This window comes from Methanobrevibacter sp. UBA188, assembly GCF_905234905.1.
In the GTDB taxonomy this organism is placed as follows: Archaea; Methanobacteriota; Methanobacteria; order Methanobacteriales; family Methanobacteriaceae; genus Methanocatella.
On sequence record NZ_CAJOJM010000002.1, the window covers coordinates 1 to 15,764 of the forward strand.

Here is a 15,764-nt window from a genome sequence, read left to right on the forward strand (position 1 = left end):
TTAACATGATTTAAAAAAACATATGATAACTATATCAATAAATATAACCTCAATATTTTCTTTATCAACAATGACAATTAAACTTTACTTAATATTCCAAATAGGATAATTAATAGTATTAAAATTTTCCTAAAAATATATTTAAACAAAGCAAATAATAACTATTCCTATGAACAAAAAACGATGCAGCTGGGCAACCGATGTAGAAAACATATATGTCAAATATCATGACGAAGAATGGGGAGTTCCAACTCATGATGATAGAGAATTATTTGAATTTCTAGTTTTAGAGTCATTTCAGGCAGGATTATCATGGATTACAATTTTAAAAAAACGTGAAAACTTTAAAAAAGCTTTTGATAATTTTGATGTTGTTAAAGTAGCCAATTATGATGAAAATAAAGTTAATGAGTTAAGGCAAAATGAAGGCATTATCCGCCACAAAGGTAAAATCACATCAGCCATTAACAACGCACAGGCATTCATCGAAATTCAAAAGGAATTTGGAAGTTTTGATGAATATATTTGGGGATTTACCAACGGTGAAGTTATAAAACATGAATATTTAACCGAATCTGACTTATCCTCAAAGATTTCAAAAGATTTGAAAAAACGTGGAATGAAGTTTGTTGGCCCAACAATTATCTATTCCTATCTTGAAGCAGTCGGAATAATTGACAATCATCAGGAAAATTGTTTTAAATATAAAAAATAGTATAAGATAAATAATTACTCTTCAAGCAATATTATATTTTTTGGATCAACTTTAAGATAATCAGGAATTTCAAAATCATGGTCATGAATCCTTTTTTCACGTATCCATGATAAACCATTTGATAATGATATTCTCCATTCAAACGGCATTTCTAATTTTTTTGAATTTAAAGTATCAAAAGAATTAACATCATCTTTTTTAGCAGCCACAAAATCATGTGCCCTTATTCCGATATGAGTAATATTTGGTGAAATTTTTTTAGATACTTCCAGTATAATTCCCCAATCCAATGATTTTAGATGATAGTCGTCAATAATTTCTATTTTTGAAATGTTTTTACAACCAGTAAGTCTGGCGACTTGAACTTTTTTTGGATTCTCAAATAATTCTCGAGTATCTCCTTTTGCTATAATTTGACCTTCATCCAATATCAGAAGTTCATCACAAAACTGAAAGGCCTCATCACGGTCATGAGTAACTAAAATAGACAGTCCATCAAAGTTAGTTAGCAAATTAACAAGTTCTACACGCAACTGTTCTTTTAAGTAGGCGTCCATCGCGCTAAACGGTTCATCAAACAATATGACATCTGGTCCATATGCCAATATACGAGCTAATGCAACCCTTTGCTGCTGACCTCCAGACAATTGTCGAGGATATCTATTTTCCAAACCACCTAAATGAAAACGTTCAATCATCTCTGACACTATCTTTTCATCATGGTCTTTTGCCAAACCCGCAGCCACATTTTCTTCAACAGTCATGTTAGGAAATAAAGCGTAATTCTGAAATAGATAACCTACATTTCTTTTTTGAGGCTTTATATTAATTTTATTATTTGAATCAAAATAAACGGTTTCTTTATCTGTAGTTAAACTTACAAATCCATTATCTGGATCAACAATACCTGCAATAGATTTGAGTGTCATACTTTTACCACATCCAGAAGGACCAAGAATACCCAAACATCCTTTTTTCAACTCAAAACTAATATTCAAGTCAAATTCTTTAAGTTTCTTTTGGATATTGAATTTTAACACTTTATTACTCATAATCTATCTCCAGTAGTAAATTTAACATCTATTAATTATTATTTATTTCCATTGATTTTCCTTACGTATGGAAATGAAATCCATAATGAAAATAGCAATAAATGCTATGATGATAATGACTATTACATAATAAGAAGCTTCCCCCATATTTCCAGCAGCCACTTCAGAATAAACTGCCATAGGAAGTGTTCTGGTTTGTCCGGCAATATTACCTGCAAGCATAGCAGTAGCACCAAATTCACCTAAACCCCGAGCATAAGCAAGAATTCCACCACTGATAATTCCAGGCAATGCATTTGCAAATAAAACTTTCCAAAATATTTTCCACTCAGACATTCCCAATGTACGGCCGGCATCCAACAGGTTGGAATCAACTTGTTCAAATGCGCCTCTAGCGGAACGATACATTAAAGGAAAAGACATGACGACAGCAGCGATAACAGTTGCCCACCATGAAAAAGCTATTTTTACTGCAAAAAATTCAATGAAAAACTTTCCGATAGGTCCTCTGACACCAAAAACATACAATAAGAAGAATCCTACTACAGTAGGAGGTAATACAAGTGGTAATGTAAAAATTCCATCAAGTATAATTTTTGCTGTGTCGTTTTTAATCTTAACAAGAAACCAAGCAACAATCAAACCTAAAAAAAAGGTTATAAGGATTGATATACTTGCAGTTTTCATTGAGATTCCAATAGGGGACCAATCCATCGCCATGCTCATATCTCCCTTAACATTACTTATTATTCACAAAAAATCTATTCGTGGATAGTAAAACCATATTCTACAAATACGTCTTTAGCTTCTTTAGTTTGTAAGAAGTCAACAAATGCATGTGCACCATCAGGATTTGATGAATTTGAAAGAACTGCTACAGGATAAATGACAGGAGTTTTTAAAGCACTTTCTGGAGCTTCACAAACTACTTTAACATTATCATCAGATTTAGCATCAGTAGCATATACAATACCACAGTCAGCAGATCCTTGAGATACTTGGTTTAATACTGCAGTTACATCAGTACCTAATGATAATTTAGATTCAACATCGCCCCAAATACCAGTATTGTTCAATACTTCTTTAGCGTATTGTCCAGCAGGTACGGATTCAGGATCACCGATAGCAATAGTACCATTTACTTTTTTCAAATCATCAAATGAAGATATATTAGCTTTTGAGTCTTTTGGTACAATTAAAACAACTTTGTTCTCTAAAGATTGAACATTAGTTTTATTGTCGACTAAACTTTTATTAGCTAAAGCGTTCATCTGTTTATTTGCAGCAGACATGAATACATCTGCTTTTAAACCATTTTCAATTTGGGTTTGTAAATCACCACTTGAAGCATAAGTAGGTGTAACTTTTACACCAGGATGTTGTTTTTCAAACATAGGAATTAAATCTTTATCAAAGGCGTTTTTTAAACTTGCAGCTGCAGCAAGATTAATTTCACCAGATACATTACTATTAGTAGAATTAGAATCACCACTACCAAAGTCAAACAAACCGGCAGCACATGAACCTACGCCTACAGCTACGATTAAAGCCAAAATAACTATAAATAACAATTTTTTCATAGATTTCATAGTTTGTCTCCATTTAGTAAATTATCAAAAATACTATCAGACATCAAAATAGGATAATCAAAGATTAATAAAAAGCAATAGACTTTGATATGTAAAAATGTACCTACTATCCAAATAAGTTAATCTGCATTAACATTAACCATTGAATCATGGACAGATAACGTACATTATCAAAAAATAACATTATATCATGAATAAATTTCTATATTCACTTCTCTAATGTTTTCCCCCATTCATTCCACCAATCTCAATTACAATTTAATATCATGAGTAGCAATACTATATAACTTAAAAATGATATATAAATATTTTCATATCGATGAAGAAATTCTCTAAAAATTATATGAATTTTTCAAATTTAACATACAAACATTAAGAATTTCGTTATAAATCTAAATTAATAACTGATACGATTTATAACAACATAAATATAAAAGTTTTGTTATGAAATATCTATATAAATAACATATCGAAAAAATTAAATCAAATTAAAATAGTCTAATTAAGATATAACGTCAAAATATAAAGAATTGCGAATTATAACTTATTAATCATCAAAAGTCATCACATCGGAAAATAACTGTAATAACAAATACAACAATTAAATAATAATTAAACAAATATTAAAAATAAGGTGTTTAAATGTCAATTGAAAAAGTCGATGAAATTTTAACAAAAGCAGAAGTATTCTACTTGTCAACTGTAGATGGAGAAAAACCAAAAGTAAGACCGTTAGGTTTCCACTTGTTATATGAAGACAAAATTTACTTTGGAGTGGGAACATTTAAAGAGGTTTACAAACAAATGGAAGTAAATCCAAATGTTGAAATAGCAACATGGGATGGAGAACATTTTTTAAGATATTACGGAACTGCAGATTTAACCAAAAATGAAGCAGTTGTTGAAAAAGCATTTGAACTTATGCCAGAAATCGCTGATGCATACAAGGCAAACGGCTGGGAAATGGGAGTATTTTTCCTGAACAACGCTACAGCTGAAATAAGAAATATGATGGAAATTGAAGAAAGTTATGAATTCAAGTATTAATGTCAAACATTAATACTCAAACTTTTTTTAAACGTGCCGAATATCAGTATACTCTGAAATTTCAGAGTTTATTGTGCATAAATCACCAATATTCAAATCATGAACATCACCATGTCCAGTAATTCTTGCAAAAGTTTTTAACTCTTCTGTTTCAACCCTTTTTGCAGCAGTTTCTATTTTCAATCTTTTTCTCAATTCATCATCTTGAGTTGCAACACCAACAGGACAATCTCCAGTATCACAAATTCTATATTGTTGGCAAGCTGCCGCAATCATGGCTCCAGTTCCAATAGCTATTGCATTAGCACCCATAGCCAAAGCTTTAGCAAAATCAGAAGAAACTCTTAAACCGCCAGTAATAGTTAAATCAATTTCTGAATTATGATTATCCAGGAATTTGCGAGCCCTTGAAAGCGCATATATTGTAGGAACAGAAGTGGAGTCTCTTACCAATTGAGGGCTTGCACCAGTCGAACCGCCTCTCCCATCAATTGTAATGAAATCCGGTTCAGCATATAATACATGTTCCAAATCATCTTCAATATGGCCTGCAGCAAATTTTAAACCAATAGGTCTTCCCTTTGAACGATGTCTTAAATCATCAACCAACTCCTTCAAATCTTCTTTTGTTGAAATTCCAGGAATTGTTGCAGGAGAGTGAATGTCCTCACCAATCGGTTTACCTCTAACTTCTGCAATTTCAGAAGTTACCTTTTCACCTTGAAGCTGGCCTCCAAGACCCGGTTTTGTAGATTGACCTATTTTAATTTCAATCGCATCGGCATTTTTTAGATTATCTTCAGTAGCGGAATATTTGTTTGGGACATATTCAAAAATATATCTATAAGCATTGTCCATTTCTTCGACTAAAATTCCACCTTCACCACTGCACTGGGCTGTTTTTATAGCTGCACTTCCCTTTGCCAGAGCTATTTTTGTTTCACGAGACAAAGCACCAAAGGACATGTGAGTGATGTAAATAGGACTTTCAATGATTAAAGGTTTTTTAGCGTTTTTACCGATGATTGTTTGAGTATTGACTTCAACATCACTTTCCAATGGCTGTGGATTTAACTGACAACCCAAAAGCAAAATATCATCCCAATTAGGCATTGGAAAGTCAGTATACATTGCTGCAACAATACTCTCACCAGTTATTGCCATTTGGTGTATTGCATCCATTTGCCTTATGTCTTTATCGCTTTTTGCAAAATTCTTATCGTATGCAAGTTCCAAACTTTTCACATCAGAATTTTCAGTTGATTTTGAGTTTTCAACTTCAACAAACTTGGATATATCCTGTTTACATATAGGACATTTATCCAAATCTTTTAATAACACTCCTGTTGCTTCTTCATTGTGTATATGGCCACAAATAGTACACTTGTATATCATAATAACCAACTCGCTTGTTACTAAGTGAACTATTATAGTATATATATTTAGCTATTCGCAAATCTCATTTACAATAGATATTGCATTAAGAGATCTTGGAAATCCAATATAAGGCAACATTACAGTAATGGCAGAAATTAACCTTTCTTTATCGTTGCCAACAGACAAATTACCTTGAATATGACCTCTAAGTTGATTTTCACAACCACCTAAAGTAGTGATGAATGTGAAAGTAATCAATTCCCTTTGTTTATCATTTAACCCTTCCCGCGTGTAGAAATCGCCAAAACAATGACTTTCCAAAAATTTATTGATGTGCTGTTGACCTTCGAGAGTGGAATCATCCATCAACTTAATCAGTTCAACTCCAAAATACGTTTCTTGAATTTCACGGCCTGATTTGTATTTGTTTTCAGCAGCAACATCAGGAATAATATCCAATGGCATTTTAATGCCTTTTTTGTCGAAAACTTTGATAACTACTCCAAAAAAATTATGTGCACGACCAAATCCGACATAAGGCACAGATTGATAGAGCAGTTCTTTAACTTCCCTAGGAGTTACATAGTTATCTAAAGCAGAACTTAAAATCTTTTTAAATGCCTTCGGAGATTGACATGCAATTAAGCTAGCCAAAATTACCAAAACTGATTCATTTTCATTTAATGATGAAAATTCAAGCACCTCATCAAATGCAAAATTCTTAAAAATTTCATAAAATTCAGGGTCGTTTTTTTCAATTCTTCCGAAATTGTCAAATAAATCATTCATAGAATTATTTTAAAAATCAAAATGTAATATATTTTTCTTTTTTAAATAAATATGGAAAAAATACATATATTTTTCAAAAATAAGACAAAATATAATTAATAAGCATAAAATATTTAACATTTAAATAGTAATAGCATTAAAATTAATAAATGGTGATAATTTGTTAGAAGAATATTTGCCATTCATTGGTTTAATCATTTTTGGAAATATAGAAAACCTTATTTTAGCATCCCAAGGTGTTGTAAAAGGTGTTAATATTAAGATTTTAAGTGGACTAAGTATACTTGCAGTAATCTTTTGGTTAATAATCGGAACAGTGGCAACAGAAGCTGCAATCCAATATGCAAATTACATTGAATTCATTGGTGGACTTGCAATTTTTATATTGGGTGTTAAAGCAATCTATGATGCTGTAAAACATATTAGATCAGTTAAAAGTGGTGAATAAAATGGTTGATTGGAAAGAATATGCACCATTTACAGGTTTGCTTATATTTGGAAACATAGAAAACTTAATTTTAGCTTCTCAAGGTGCTGTAGCACATGTAAATCCATTTATTTTAGGTGGATTAAGTTTAATTGCAGTAGTCATCTGGTTATTACTTGGAGCCTTTGGAACTAAAGTTGCTATAAAATATGCAGATTACATTGAAATCATCGGCGGTCTCGCTATTATCATATTAGGTCTCCAATCTATGCTTGGAGCAATGGGATTATTAAAATAGATTTTGGATGAATATCCATCATCTACTTTTTTTTTAAAAAAAAAAACATGGTAAAATACCCTTATAACTAGATTATTAATCTCATTAAATATTATTTTTCAGCATTTTAATTTTATTTGAAAAATCTATTTTTAGTACAACAAAAAAAATTGGAGTTATATTGAAATAACTCACTCTAATAATATCAATTAAGAAAGAAAGCAATTTACTTTCTTTCCATTTGAACTAGTTTTAATCTCCCTTATTCCAGTTTACAATACCATAAACAATGCATAAAAGTGTGGATAAGATAATTCCAACATAAACACCCCAAATTAATGGATCTTCAATTCCTAAAATCATCATACATCACTTCCTTTATTGTCTATGTTTTTAAATGCCTTATCAATTACATCTTGAGCAGGAGGCTTTGTAATCAAACTTACAATAATTGTAATTATTGCTGAAACAGGAACTGCTATTAGCATTACATCAATAAACGGCCATGGAGCAGCAGGGAGAATTGTTTCAACACCAAATATAAATTTACAGATTCCAAGACCTACCGCAGTCTTTTTGAATACAAATGTTAACCAGAATAAACTAACGAAAGTTCCGGATACAATTCCTGCAATAGCTCCAAGACGAGTGATTCCTTTCCAGTAAAGAGCACCTAAAAATACTGGCAGGAACGCTGCTGCACAAATTTCAAAGAATAGGCTGGTTCCGAGTGCAACTACACTTCCCGGAAGTAAGAATGCCATTACCAATGCTAAAATGATTGCAATTAAAATCCCAATTCTTGAAATTGATACTTCATCCAGTTTTTGTTTTGATTTAGCTCTTAAAGTATGATATATATCCACACCAAATGCTGTACCTTGAGTATGCAATTGTGAAGATATTGTTGACATTGCCGCTGCGATTAAAGAGAGCAGGAAAATATAAACAAACCATTCAGGCAGTGCCATTGTAATAAATGTTGGAATGATTTTATCAATGTTTCCTCCAACTACATCCACTGCAATCTTTCCCAATTTATCCATGAAATATACATTTGAAAGAGAACCTACGATATATGCAGTAGTTGGCATGACTGCAATGAATATTCCACCAATTAAAACAGATCTGTTTAATTCTTTGTCTGATTTAACAGTCATGAATCTTACAATCAATGAAGGTTGTGCCAATACCCCAATACCTACACCAATTAATGTTGAAGATACTAATGACCACCAGAACGGTGTTCCAAATTTCGGGAACGATGTCCAACCTGTTCCACCAGTAGCCATAGCATCGGCAGGATACAGATTGCCCATATTCGTTAGAGCTGTATTTGCTGTGTCGACTCCTCCAAGCAACCAGTATACAAATACAAGTAAAAATACCATTGCAACAACCATAATTGTTCCTTGCAATGCATCAGTATACATTACACCACGAATTCCACCAAAAAGCACATAGAATGTGATGATAATTGACAATATTAAAAGAGCGATACTGAAATCAATTAACAAGGAAGATTCTAAAAATCTTGCTGCTCCAATCAATACCACTGCAGCATAAATAGGCATTGCACAAAAAATAATTAACCCTGAAACAGATTGAATGAACTTAGAGTCAAAACGTTTTCCTAAAAACTCAGGAAAAGTCAATGATTCTAATGCATGACCCATACGACGAGTTCTTTTTCCTAAAAATACGAAAGCTATGAATACACCAATAATAATATTTAAGAATGCCAACCATAAAACACTCATACCATATTGCCCTGCAACTCCTCCAAAACCAACAATAGCCGCTGTTGAAATAAAAGTTGCCCCATAACTCATTGCCATGATAAAGGGATGTGTATCCTTACCAGCTATCATAAAATCTTCAGAGGAATTGGTCTTTTTGTATGCATAATAACCTACAAAAACTAAAGCAAATATGTAAATTATAAATACAATTGCTAAAACCATTACGTCCATAAATAATTACCTCTATAAAAAAATAATATTAATCTATAACATATTATTTATATACTATTAAATAATATATAAATATTAGCATAAATATACATCCATGTACAATAATGTACATCATATAATTTGCTTAACCATATGAAAAATTAAACAAAATTATAAATTTTTATATTATTACCCACTAATAATTAAACATATTAAAATAAATAGGGATATTATGTTTTGGAATGAAGAAGCCGAATGTATGAGCAAAGAGAAAAAAGAAGAACTTCAACTTGAAAGACTTAAAAAGACTGTAAAACATGCATATGACAATATAGACTTTTATAAAAAAAGATTTGACGAAATTGGGCTTAAACCTGAAGACATCAAAACTTTAAAAGATATTGAAAAAATTCCATTCACTACAAAAAGCGATTTAAGAGAAGCTTATCCTTTAGGATTACTTGCAGTTCCTCGCGAAGATATCGTTGAAGTGCACGCTTCTTCTGGAACAACCGGAAAACCAACAGTAACCGCATACACACAAGCAGACTTGGATATTTGGGGAGAATGTATTGCACGTGGTCTTAAAATGGCTGGTGCAGAAAAAGAATACATCATCCAAAATGCATACGGATACGGTTTATTTACAGGCGGTTTTGGTATTCACCATGGAGGAAACAAAATGGGCGCAATTACAATACCAATTTCGGCTGGAAATACACAAAGACAACTTGACACCATGGTTGATTTCCAAAGCGACATATTAACTTGTACCCCATCATATGCAATGTATTTGGGAGAATCCAGAGAAAAATCAGGCATTCCCCTTGAAGACATAAATCTAAAAGCGGGAATTCATGGTGCTGAAATGTGGACAGATGAAATGAGAAAAAGAATCGAAACATCCCTCGGAATCAAAACCCACAACATATACGGTTTAACCGAAGTAATGGGTCCTGGAGTAGCTCAGGAATGCAGTTATCAAAATGGAATGCATATTCAAGATGATCATTTTTACCCAGAAATCATTAATTCAGATACTGGTGAAACCTTGGATTATGGTGAAAAAGGAGAACTTGTTTTAACATCTCTTACCAAAACCGGAATGCCAATCTTAAGATTTAGAACAAAAGATTTGACTTCACTTATCGAAGAAAAATGTGAATGTGGAAGAACAACCGTTAGAATGACAAGAATCACCGGAAGAAGCGATGACATGTTAAAAATCAAAGGTGTTATGGTATTCCCATCACAAATTGAAAAAGCATTGCTCAAAATCGAGGGAATCAGTCCTAATTACATGATTCATGTAACAAGACCAGATATTTTAGATGAAGTCGAAGTAAAAGTAGAAGCTTCAAAAGAATTATTCTCAGACGAAATGAAAGAAATGGAAAAAGTAGAAAAACAAATCCAAGCTTCAATCAGGTCAGAAACTGGACTTAGAGTTGACGTTACAATCTGTGAGCCAGAATCTCTTCCAAGAAGTGAAGGTAAAGCTGTACGTGTAATAGATGAAAGGAATTTTGAATAGGTGAAAAAATGTCAGTGAAACAAATTTCAATTTTTGTAGAAAACAAAGAAGGAAGAATTAAAAAAGCTATTAACACATTAGGGCAAGAAAACATCAATATTCGTGCTCTTTCAATAGCAGATACAACAAAATACGGAATCTTAAGATTAATTGTTTCAGATAACAAAAAAGCAATAGATGCTCTTGAAAGAGACGGATTTATTGTAAAAGAAAATGAAGTAATTATTTTAGCAGTTCCAGATGAACCTAATGGATTAAATTCTACATTAGCTGTTTTTGATGAAAAAGGCATTAATTTAGAATACTTATACGCTTTTGTAAGCAGCAAAACCGATGAAGCTATTGTAGTTATGAGATTAGAAAATATGGAAAAAGCTATCGATGCCTTAAAAGATAGCAATGTTAAAATATTAGAGACCAAAGATATTGAAAACTTATAGAAAAGATTAACCTCTTTTCTACAAATTATTTTTATTAAAAATCCATTCTAATTTTAGATAGATTAACCTTCACCAAACAAAAATCAGATTAAATAACTGATTTTTTAGAAAAAATTTCAAAAAAAAAAACAAATAAAAAGAAAATAAAAAAAAGTAAAGAATAATTAAAATTCTTTAATCATATTCGCTACATCTTCTTTTGAATATCCTAAGCGGACAAAAAGATTTTTAAGGGATTCATTTTCAGGAATTGCTCCCAATTCCCTCCAACTTTTAAAATCATTTTTTAAAATACCATTAATTAAAAGTTGAATAGTAATTAAATCATCACTTTTAATAGCAATGAATGCATCTTCATCAGCAAAAACATTATCTGGATCAATTAATGTAAGTTTTCCAGTTACATCTTTTTTTACAATTGCATTATCAATTTTGTAAGTCATAATACCACAACTCATTAATCTAGTAAAAGATTTATTTTAAATAGTATTTAAATATTTAACCTTTAATTGATTTGTACCCACTTTCAATAGCTTTTAAATTCATATCATGGAATTTAGGTTTTAAATTATTTTTCATTGCATCAATGACTGAATCTTTTGATAATGGGAAATTGTCATCAGCAGTCACAGCCCCTAACAGAACCATATTAAGTGCTAAAACACTTCCAGCATCAATAGCCAATTTAGTACCATCAATTGGAAGAACATATTTAAAATTTTCTTTTAAGGTTTTTGTTATGCTATCAACACTTGGATATGCCTTATCAGATGAAGAAGGAATAATTGGATGAGTATTGTAGACAATTTTGGTTTCGCTATTCACCTTATCCAATCCCCTTATTGTTTCAATTGGTTCAAAAGAAAGCAACATATCTGCACCCTCATTTGGAATGATTGAAGAATTATATCCTCCAATTTTTAATTCTGTGGAAACGGAACCTCCTCTTTGAGACATTCCATGAATTTCACTCATTACTACATCCAGACCTTGGTTCATTGCAGCTTCACCAATGATAGTTGAAGTTTTAATAATTCCTTGGCCTCCAACACCACAAATATAAATACTATAATGATTATCCATCTTCTCACCTACCTGCCTCTAAAGCACCATACTTACAAACTTGTATACATACATTGCATCCATCACATTGAGATTTATCTATAACAATTTTACCATTGATTTTTGAAATGGCAGGACATGCAAGTTCACTTACACATTTATCACAATTATTACAATTACTTTCAATAAAATTAACCGGAGGTTTCTTAGTTAAACCTTTTATTAATGTACATGGAGCTTTTGAAACAATTACAGCAGTATCATTTCTTTCAAAAGCTTCTTTATAAGTTTTAACAACTTGTTCCAAATTAAACGGATTAATCACACGTACATAATCACATCCGCAAGCAAGAGCTAATTTACGAATAGAAACTTCCGGAGCTTCATCACCCATCCCATCAATAGGAATGCCCGGATTTGGTTGACCTCCTGTCATTGCAGTAATCCTGTTATCCAAAACAGTCAAGACAAAATTATGTTTATTGTGAACTGCATTAATCAAAGGTGAAATTCCACTGTGGAAAAATGTGGAATCACCAATAAAACTTGCTACCTTTTGGTCTGTTGAAACTGAAAATCCACAGCCATCTCCAACACTTGAACCCATTGACAATAGGTAATCTGCAGCATTATATGGTGGATTAATACCTAAAGTATAACATCCAATATCTGATGCAAATACCACATCATCTGTTTTCAATCCAAGCTCTTCAATAGCTTTATTTATTCCATAATACATTGCCCTGTGAGGACATCCAGCACATAATACCGGTGCACGGGAAGGAATATCTTCTTGCAATTTTTCTAAGCTTGATGAATATTTTAAATCGTTTACTTGTTTGAAATTCAATATCTTATTGAATCCATCTAAAACCACATCAGAATTGAATTCGTGATAAAGAGGGAAAGTTCCATCCAATTTACCATGGACAGTAACATCCAGTTTTTTAGCACCTATTGTGGATAATGTCTCTTTTTCTATTATTGGATCCACTTCCTCAACAATGAAAACTTCATCCATTTCCTTTAAAAATTCTGCTACCTTTTCTTGTGGGAATGGATATGAAAATCCTAATTTTAAAATGTCAATATCCAAATTATTGAATTTGACAACATCATGAGCATAATTATAAGCACTGCTTGATGAAATTATACCATACTTTTTGTCAGCTGAAAAATCAATTTCTGTATTCAAATCACTTTTATTTGTAATTTTTTCAATTTTGTGTATTTTATCCCATAATTTGACATGCATGTCTCCTGCAAAGGCAGGAACAGGAACAAATTGGGATGGATCTTTTTTGAAATGACCTCTTTTCCAATGATTTTCGTTATTTGTAGAATTATCTCCAACATCTCCAAATTCCACAACTCCTCTCATATGAGATACACGAGTGGTTGTTCTTACAATTACTGGAATTTGAAATTGTTCTGACAAGTCAAAAGCATATTTAACCATGTCTTTAACTTCTTGACAGTTGGACGGTTCCAAGATAGGGACATTGGCCAATCTTGCATAATTCCTGGTGTCCTGTTCATTTTGAGATGAGAAAAGAGAAGGATCATCTGCAGACAATATTACCATCCCTCCTCTGACTCCAGAATATGCAGTTGTCATGAATGAGTCTGCAGCCACATTCATACCCACATGTTTCATAAAAGTAAATGAACGCAACCCTGATGCAGCAGCAGTAGCTGCAACCTCCATGGCTACTTTTTCATTAGTAGAAAATTCAAAATAAATATTTGCATCTTTAGCTAACACAGACAATACATTTCCAATTTCTGATGAAGGAGTTCCAGGATAAGTAGCTGCAATAGAAACACCTGCCTCTATTACTCCCCTTACGGCAGCTTCATTACCAAGTAAAAAATGTTTATCACCATTAACTCCTGTAACTAATTCTTTTAAATTCATATATTTTTCCTCAAAATTATCATTAATACAATATATTATATAATAGTTTTAAATATAAATATTCATATTATGATGTTTTATTAGCATTTATAAATCGGAGGGGAAATGATGATTAAAGTATATGTTTCAAGGTTCAATAGTGAAACTGACTCAGAACCTCATTTGGAGTGTTATGAAATAGAAAAAACACCTCAGATGAAAGTTTTGGATGCACTTCAAGCAATTAATGAAAAATATGATGCGGACATCAGTTTTAGAAGTTCATGTAGAGCTGGACAATGCGGGTCCTGCGGAATATTGTTTAAAGGAAATGGTGCTCTTGCCTGTCAAAAAGAGATTATGGATGGAGCAATAATCGAACCGTTGAACTTTCCAGTCATTAAAGATTTAATTGTTGACAAATCAAGTATCGAAGCTAAAGTAAAAGATTTAGAATTGTCCCTCCAATGTGATCATAAATGCAGTGAGCTAAATACTTCAATAACAAAAGAAGACACCCAAGATACAAAAAAAGTAAGGAGCTGTATCGAATGTTATTCCTGTCTTTCAACCTGTCCAGTTGTTAATATAGCAACTGAGGAATTTGGCGGACCTTACTTAATGAGATACATTGATAAATTTGAAACCGACCCAAGAGAAAACTTTGATAGACTCAAAGAAGCATTAGACGAAGGTTTATATAAATGTACCAGTTGTGGAAAATGTCTGGCAGTTTGTCCTAAAAACATAAACACATTTGGTGATGCTATTGAAAAGATGAGAGCAATTGCAGTTGCTAATGGTTCAGGTCCACTTCCAGAACATGTAGCATTTAAAGAAAATATTCTTAAAAATGGAAGGTCAGTAACAACAGATAAAACTCCATTTATAGAGCAAATCGAAAATTATAAAGGCTCAAAAATTGCATTCTTTACGGGATGTATGGTTGACTACAAATTCCCTGAAATTGGACAAATGTTGGTTGATGTTTTAAAGGAAAATGGCATCGATATTGATGTTCCTGAAGGGCAAGTCTGCTGTGGATCACCATTGTTGAGAACCGGTCAAACTGATATAGTTCAAGATCTTGTTGATAAAAATAAAGAGGTTTTTAAAGATTACGATACAATCATTACAATTTGTTCAGGTTGTGGAGCTACACTCAAAAATAACCACCCAGAATTCGGTTCCAAATTACATGTCATGGACATCAGCGAATTTTTAGTGGATAAACTGGATACCAGTAAATTAAAGGATGTAGACATGACTGTTACATACCATGACCCTTGCCATTTAGGTAGAGGGCAAGGCATTAAAGATGCACCCCGCAAGATTATTGAAATGATTCCTGGCATCACATTCAATGAAATGAAATACCCATGCCAATGCTGTGGAGCAGGCGGTGGAATAAAATCCGGAAAACCTGAAATTGCTATGGATTTGGCTAAATCAAAAGCAGAAATGATTAAGGAAACTGATGCTGATGCTGTGATTACCATTTGTCCGTTTTGTGAATTGAATATCAGAGACGGGTTAGATGCAATCGGCTGTGAAAATATCAAAGTGATGCATTTACTTGAATTATTAACAAAATCTTATGAATAAT

17 protein-coding genes are annotated in these 15,764 nt (G+C 32.2%); 7 read left to right on the top strand and 10 right to left on the bottom strand.

Annotated features, from left to right (window positions below):
• Nucleotides 1-169 precede the first annotated feature (169 nt).
• Nucleotides 170-715: a DNA-3-methyladenine glycosylase I gene (locus tag QZ143_RS00415; protein WP_292880190.1), complete on the top strand. Its 546-nt coding sequence runs from the start codon at nt 170-172 to the stop codon at nt 713-715.
• Nucleotides 716-729: 14 nt separating this feature from the next.
• Here QZ143_RS00415 and QZ143_RS00420 read toward each other — a convergent pair whose 3' ends face one another.
• From QZ143_RS00420 to modA, 3 genes are read right to left on the bottom strand one after another with little or no spacing between them, the layout of a single operon-like run.
• Entirely contained in the window at nt 730-1,767 is a 1,038-nt protein-coding gene (locus QZ143_RS00420) for an ATP-binding cassette domain-containing protein (protein ID WP_292880192.1), read from the bottom strand.
• A 42-nt stretch (nt 1,768-1,809) separates the two neighbouring features.
• The gene (modB, locus tag QZ143_RS00425) at nt 1,810-2,481 is read right to left on the bottom strand and encodes a molybdate ABC transporter permease subunit (protein ID WP_342765203.1); all 672 of its coding nucleotides are present in this window, start codon (nt 2,479-2,481) and stop codon (nt 1,810-1,812) included.
• 47 nt (nt 2,482-2,528) lie between these two features.
• Nucleotides 2,529-3,356 (bottom strand): molybdate ABC transporter substrate-binding protein, encoded by an 828-nt coding sequence (modA, locus tag QZ143_RS00430; protein WP_292880198.1) that lies wholly within the window; start codon nt 3,354-3,356, stop codon nt 2,529-2,531.
• Nucleotides 3,357-3,998: 642 nt separating this feature from the next.
• Between modA and QZ143_RS00435 the strand changes: the two genes are divergently transcribed.
• Nucleotides 3,999-4,403 (top strand): pyridoxamine 5'-phosphate oxidase family protein, encoded by a 405-nt coding sequence (locus QZ143_RS00435; RefSeq protein WP_292880201.1) that lies wholly within the window; start codon nt 3,999-4,001, stop codon nt 4,401-4,403.
• A 27-nt stretch (nt 4,404-4,430) separates the two neighbouring features.
• Here QZ143_RS00435 and QZ143_RS00440 read toward each other — a convergent pair whose 3' ends face one another.
• Nucleotides 4,431-5,798 (bottom strand): glutamate synthase-related protein, encoded by a 1,368-nt coding sequence (locus tag QZ143_RS00440; protein WP_292880204.1) that lies wholly within the window; start codon nt 5,796-5,798, stop codon nt 4,431-4,433.
• A 51-nt stretch (nt 5,799-5,849) separates the two neighbouring features.
• Nucleotides 5,850-6,569, bottom strand: a complete 720-nt coding sequence (locus QZ143_RS00445) for a carboxymuconolactone decarboxylase family protein (RefSeq protein ID WP_292880207.1) — start codon at nt 6,567-6,569, stop codon at nt 5,850-5,852.
• A gap of 160 nt (nt 6,570-6,729) precedes the next feature.
• Here QZ143_RS00445 and QZ143_RS00450 point away from each other — a divergent pair, with 160 nt between their 5' ends.
• Nucleotides 6,730-7,017 carry a hypothetical protein gene (locus tag QZ143_RS00450; protein ID WP_292608243.1) on the top strand — a complete coding sequence of 96 codons (288 nt, stop codon included), beginning with the start codon at nt 6,730-6,732 and terminating at the stop codon, nt 7,015-7,017.
• A 1-nt stretch (nt 7,018) separates the two neighbouring features.
• Nucleotides 7,019-7,294, top strand: coding sequence for a hypothetical protein (locus tag QZ143_RS00455; protein WP_292880210.1), 276 nt, complete (start codon nt 7,019-7,021; stop codon nt 7,292-7,294).
• Nucleotides 7,295-7,525: 231 nt separating this feature from the next.
• On the opposite strand, the gene QZ143_RS09925 is transcribed toward QZ143_RS00455, so the two are convergent.
• Together QZ143_RS09925 and QZ143_RS00460 are read right to left on the bottom strand one after the other, a co-directional pair.
• Nucleotides 7,526-7,639 carry a symporter small accessory protein gene (locus QZ143_RS09925; protein WP_330047748.1) on the bottom strand — a complete coding sequence of 38 codons (114 nt, stop codon included), beginning with the start codon at nt 7,637-7,639 and terminating at the stop codon, nt 7,526-7,528.
• Nucleotides 7,636-9,246: a sodium/solute symporter gene (locus tag QZ143_RS00460; protein WP_292880213.1), complete on the bottom strand. Its 1,611-nt coding sequence runs from the start codon at nt 9,244-9,246 to the stop codon at nt 7,636-7,638. Before QZ143_RS00460 ends, QZ143_RS09925 begins: the two co-directional genes overlap by 4 nt.
• A 211-nt stretch (nt 9,247-9,457) precedes the next feature.
• Here QZ143_RS00460 and QZ143_RS00465 point away from each other — a divergent pair, with 211 nt between their 5' ends.
• Together QZ143_RS00465 and QZ143_RS00470 are read left to right on the top strand one after the other, a co-directional pair.
• A complete protein-coding gene (locus QZ143_RS00465; protein ID WP_292880216.1) occupies nt 9,458-10,759 on the top strand; it encodes a phenylacetate--CoA ligase in 1,302 nt (433 codons plus the stop codon).
• An 8-nt stretch (nt 10,760-10,767) separates the two neighbouring features.
• The gene (locus tag QZ143_RS00470; protein WP_292608232.1) at nt 10,768-11,199 is read left to right on the top strand and encodes an amino acid-binding protein; all 432 of its coding nucleotides are present in this window, start codon (nt 10,768-10,770) and stop codon (nt 11,197-11,199) included.
• Between the two features lie 164 nt (nt 11,200-11,363).
• Here the strand turns inward: QZ143_RS00470 and QZ143_RS00475 are convergent, their stop codons facing one another.
• Genes QZ143_RS00475 through iorA form a run of 3 tightly spaced genes read right to left on the bottom strand, consistent with a single transcriptional unit; the run spans nt 11,364 to nt 14,179 of the window.
• On the bottom strand, nt 11,364-11,642 hold the full coding sequence (locus QZ143_RS00475; protein WP_292609418.1) for a hypothetical protein: 279 nt from the start codon (nt 11,640-11,642) through the stop codon (nt 11,364-11,366).
• A 55-nt stretch (nt 11,643-11,697) separates the two neighbouring features.
• Nucleotides 11,698-12,282, bottom strand: coding sequence for an indolepyruvate oxidoreductase subunit beta (locus tag QZ143_RS00480; RefSeq protein WP_292880219.1), 585 nt, complete (start codon nt 12,280-12,282; stop codon nt 11,698-11,700).
• A 4-nt stretch (nt 12,283-12,286) separates the two neighbouring features.
• Nucleotides 12,287-14,179 carry an indolepyruvate ferredoxin oxidoreductase subunit alpha gene (gene iorA, locus QZ143_RS00485; RefSeq protein ID WP_292609405.1) on the bottom strand — a complete coding sequence of 631 codons (1,893 nt, stop codon included), beginning with the start codon at nt 14,177-14,179 and terminating at the stop codon, nt 12,287-12,289.
• A 108-nt stretch (nt 14,180-14,287) separates the two neighbouring features.
• Here iorA and tfrB point away from each other — a divergent pair, with 108 nt between their 5' ends.
• Nucleotides 14,288-15,763 carry a fumarate reductase (CoM/CoB) subunit TfrB gene (tfrB, locus tag QZ143_RS00490; RefSeq protein WP_292880222.1) on the top strand — a complete coding sequence of 492 codons (1,476 nt, stop codon included), beginning with the start codon at nt 14,288-14,290 and terminating at the stop codon, nt 15,761-15,763.
• Nucleotide 15,764 lies beyond the last annotated feature (1 nt).

Coding starts and splice junctions, on each gene's coding strand:
- QZ143_RS00465 (WP_292880216.1), top strand. CDS start 9,458: ATGTTTTGGAATGAAGAAGCCGAATGTATGAGCAAAGAGAAAAAAGAA.
- iorA (WP_292609405.1), bottom strand. CDS start 14,179: ATGAATTTAAAAGAATTAGTTACAGGAGTTAATGGTGATAAACATTTT.
- QZ143_RS00470 (WP_292608232.1), top strand. CDS start 10,768: ATGTCAGTGAAACAAATTTCAATTTTTGTAGAAAACAAAGAAGGAAGA.
- tfrB (WP_292880222.1), top strand. CDS start 14,288: ATGATTAAAGTATATGTTTCAAGGTTCAATAGTGAAACTGACTCAGAA.
- QZ143_RS09925 (WP_330047748.1), bottom strand. CDS start 7,639: ATGATGATTTTAGGAATTGAAGATCCATTAATTTGGGGTGTTTATGTT.
- QZ143_RS00480 (WP_292880219.1), bottom strand. CDS start 12,282: ATGGATAATCATTATAGTATTTATATTTGTGGTGTTGGAGGCCAAGGA.
- QZ143_RS00435 (WP_292880201.1), top strand. CDS start 3,999: ATGTCAATTGAAAAAGTCGATGAAATTTTAACAAAAGCAGAAGTATTC.
- QZ143_RS00445 (WP_292880207.1), bottom strand. CDS start 6,569: ATGAATGATTTATTTGACAATTTCGGAAGAATTGAAAAAAACGACCCT.
- QZ143_RS00415 (WP_292880190.1), top strand. CDS start 170: ATGAACAAAAAACGATGCAGCTGGGCAACCGATGTAGAAAACATATAT.
- QZ143_RS00475 (WP_292609418.1), bottom strand. CDS start 11,642: ATGACTTACAAAATTGATAATGCAATTGTAAAAAAAGATGTAACTGGA.
- QZ143_RS00440 (WP_292880204.1), bottom strand. CDS start 5,798: ATGATATACAAGTGTACTATTTGTGGCCATATACACAATGAAGAAGCA.
- QZ143_RS00455 (WP_292880210.1), top strand. CDS start 7,019: ATGGTTGATTGGAAAGAATATGCACCATTTACAGGTTTGCTTATATTT.
- modA (WP_292880198.1), bottom strand. CDS start 3,356: ATGAAATCTATGAAAAAATTGTTATTTATAGTTATTTTGGCTTTAATC.
- QZ143_RS00420 (WP_292880192.1), bottom strand. CDS start 1,767: ATGAGTAATAAAGTGTTAAAATTCAATATCCAAAAGAAACTTAAAGAA.
- modB (WP_342765203.1), bottom strand. CDS start 2,481: ATGGATTGGTCCCCTATTGGAATCTCAATGAAAACTGCAAGTATATCA.
- QZ143_RS00460 (WP_292880213.1), bottom strand. CDS start 9,246: ATGGACGTAATGGTTTTAGCAATTGTATTTATAATTTACATATTTGCT.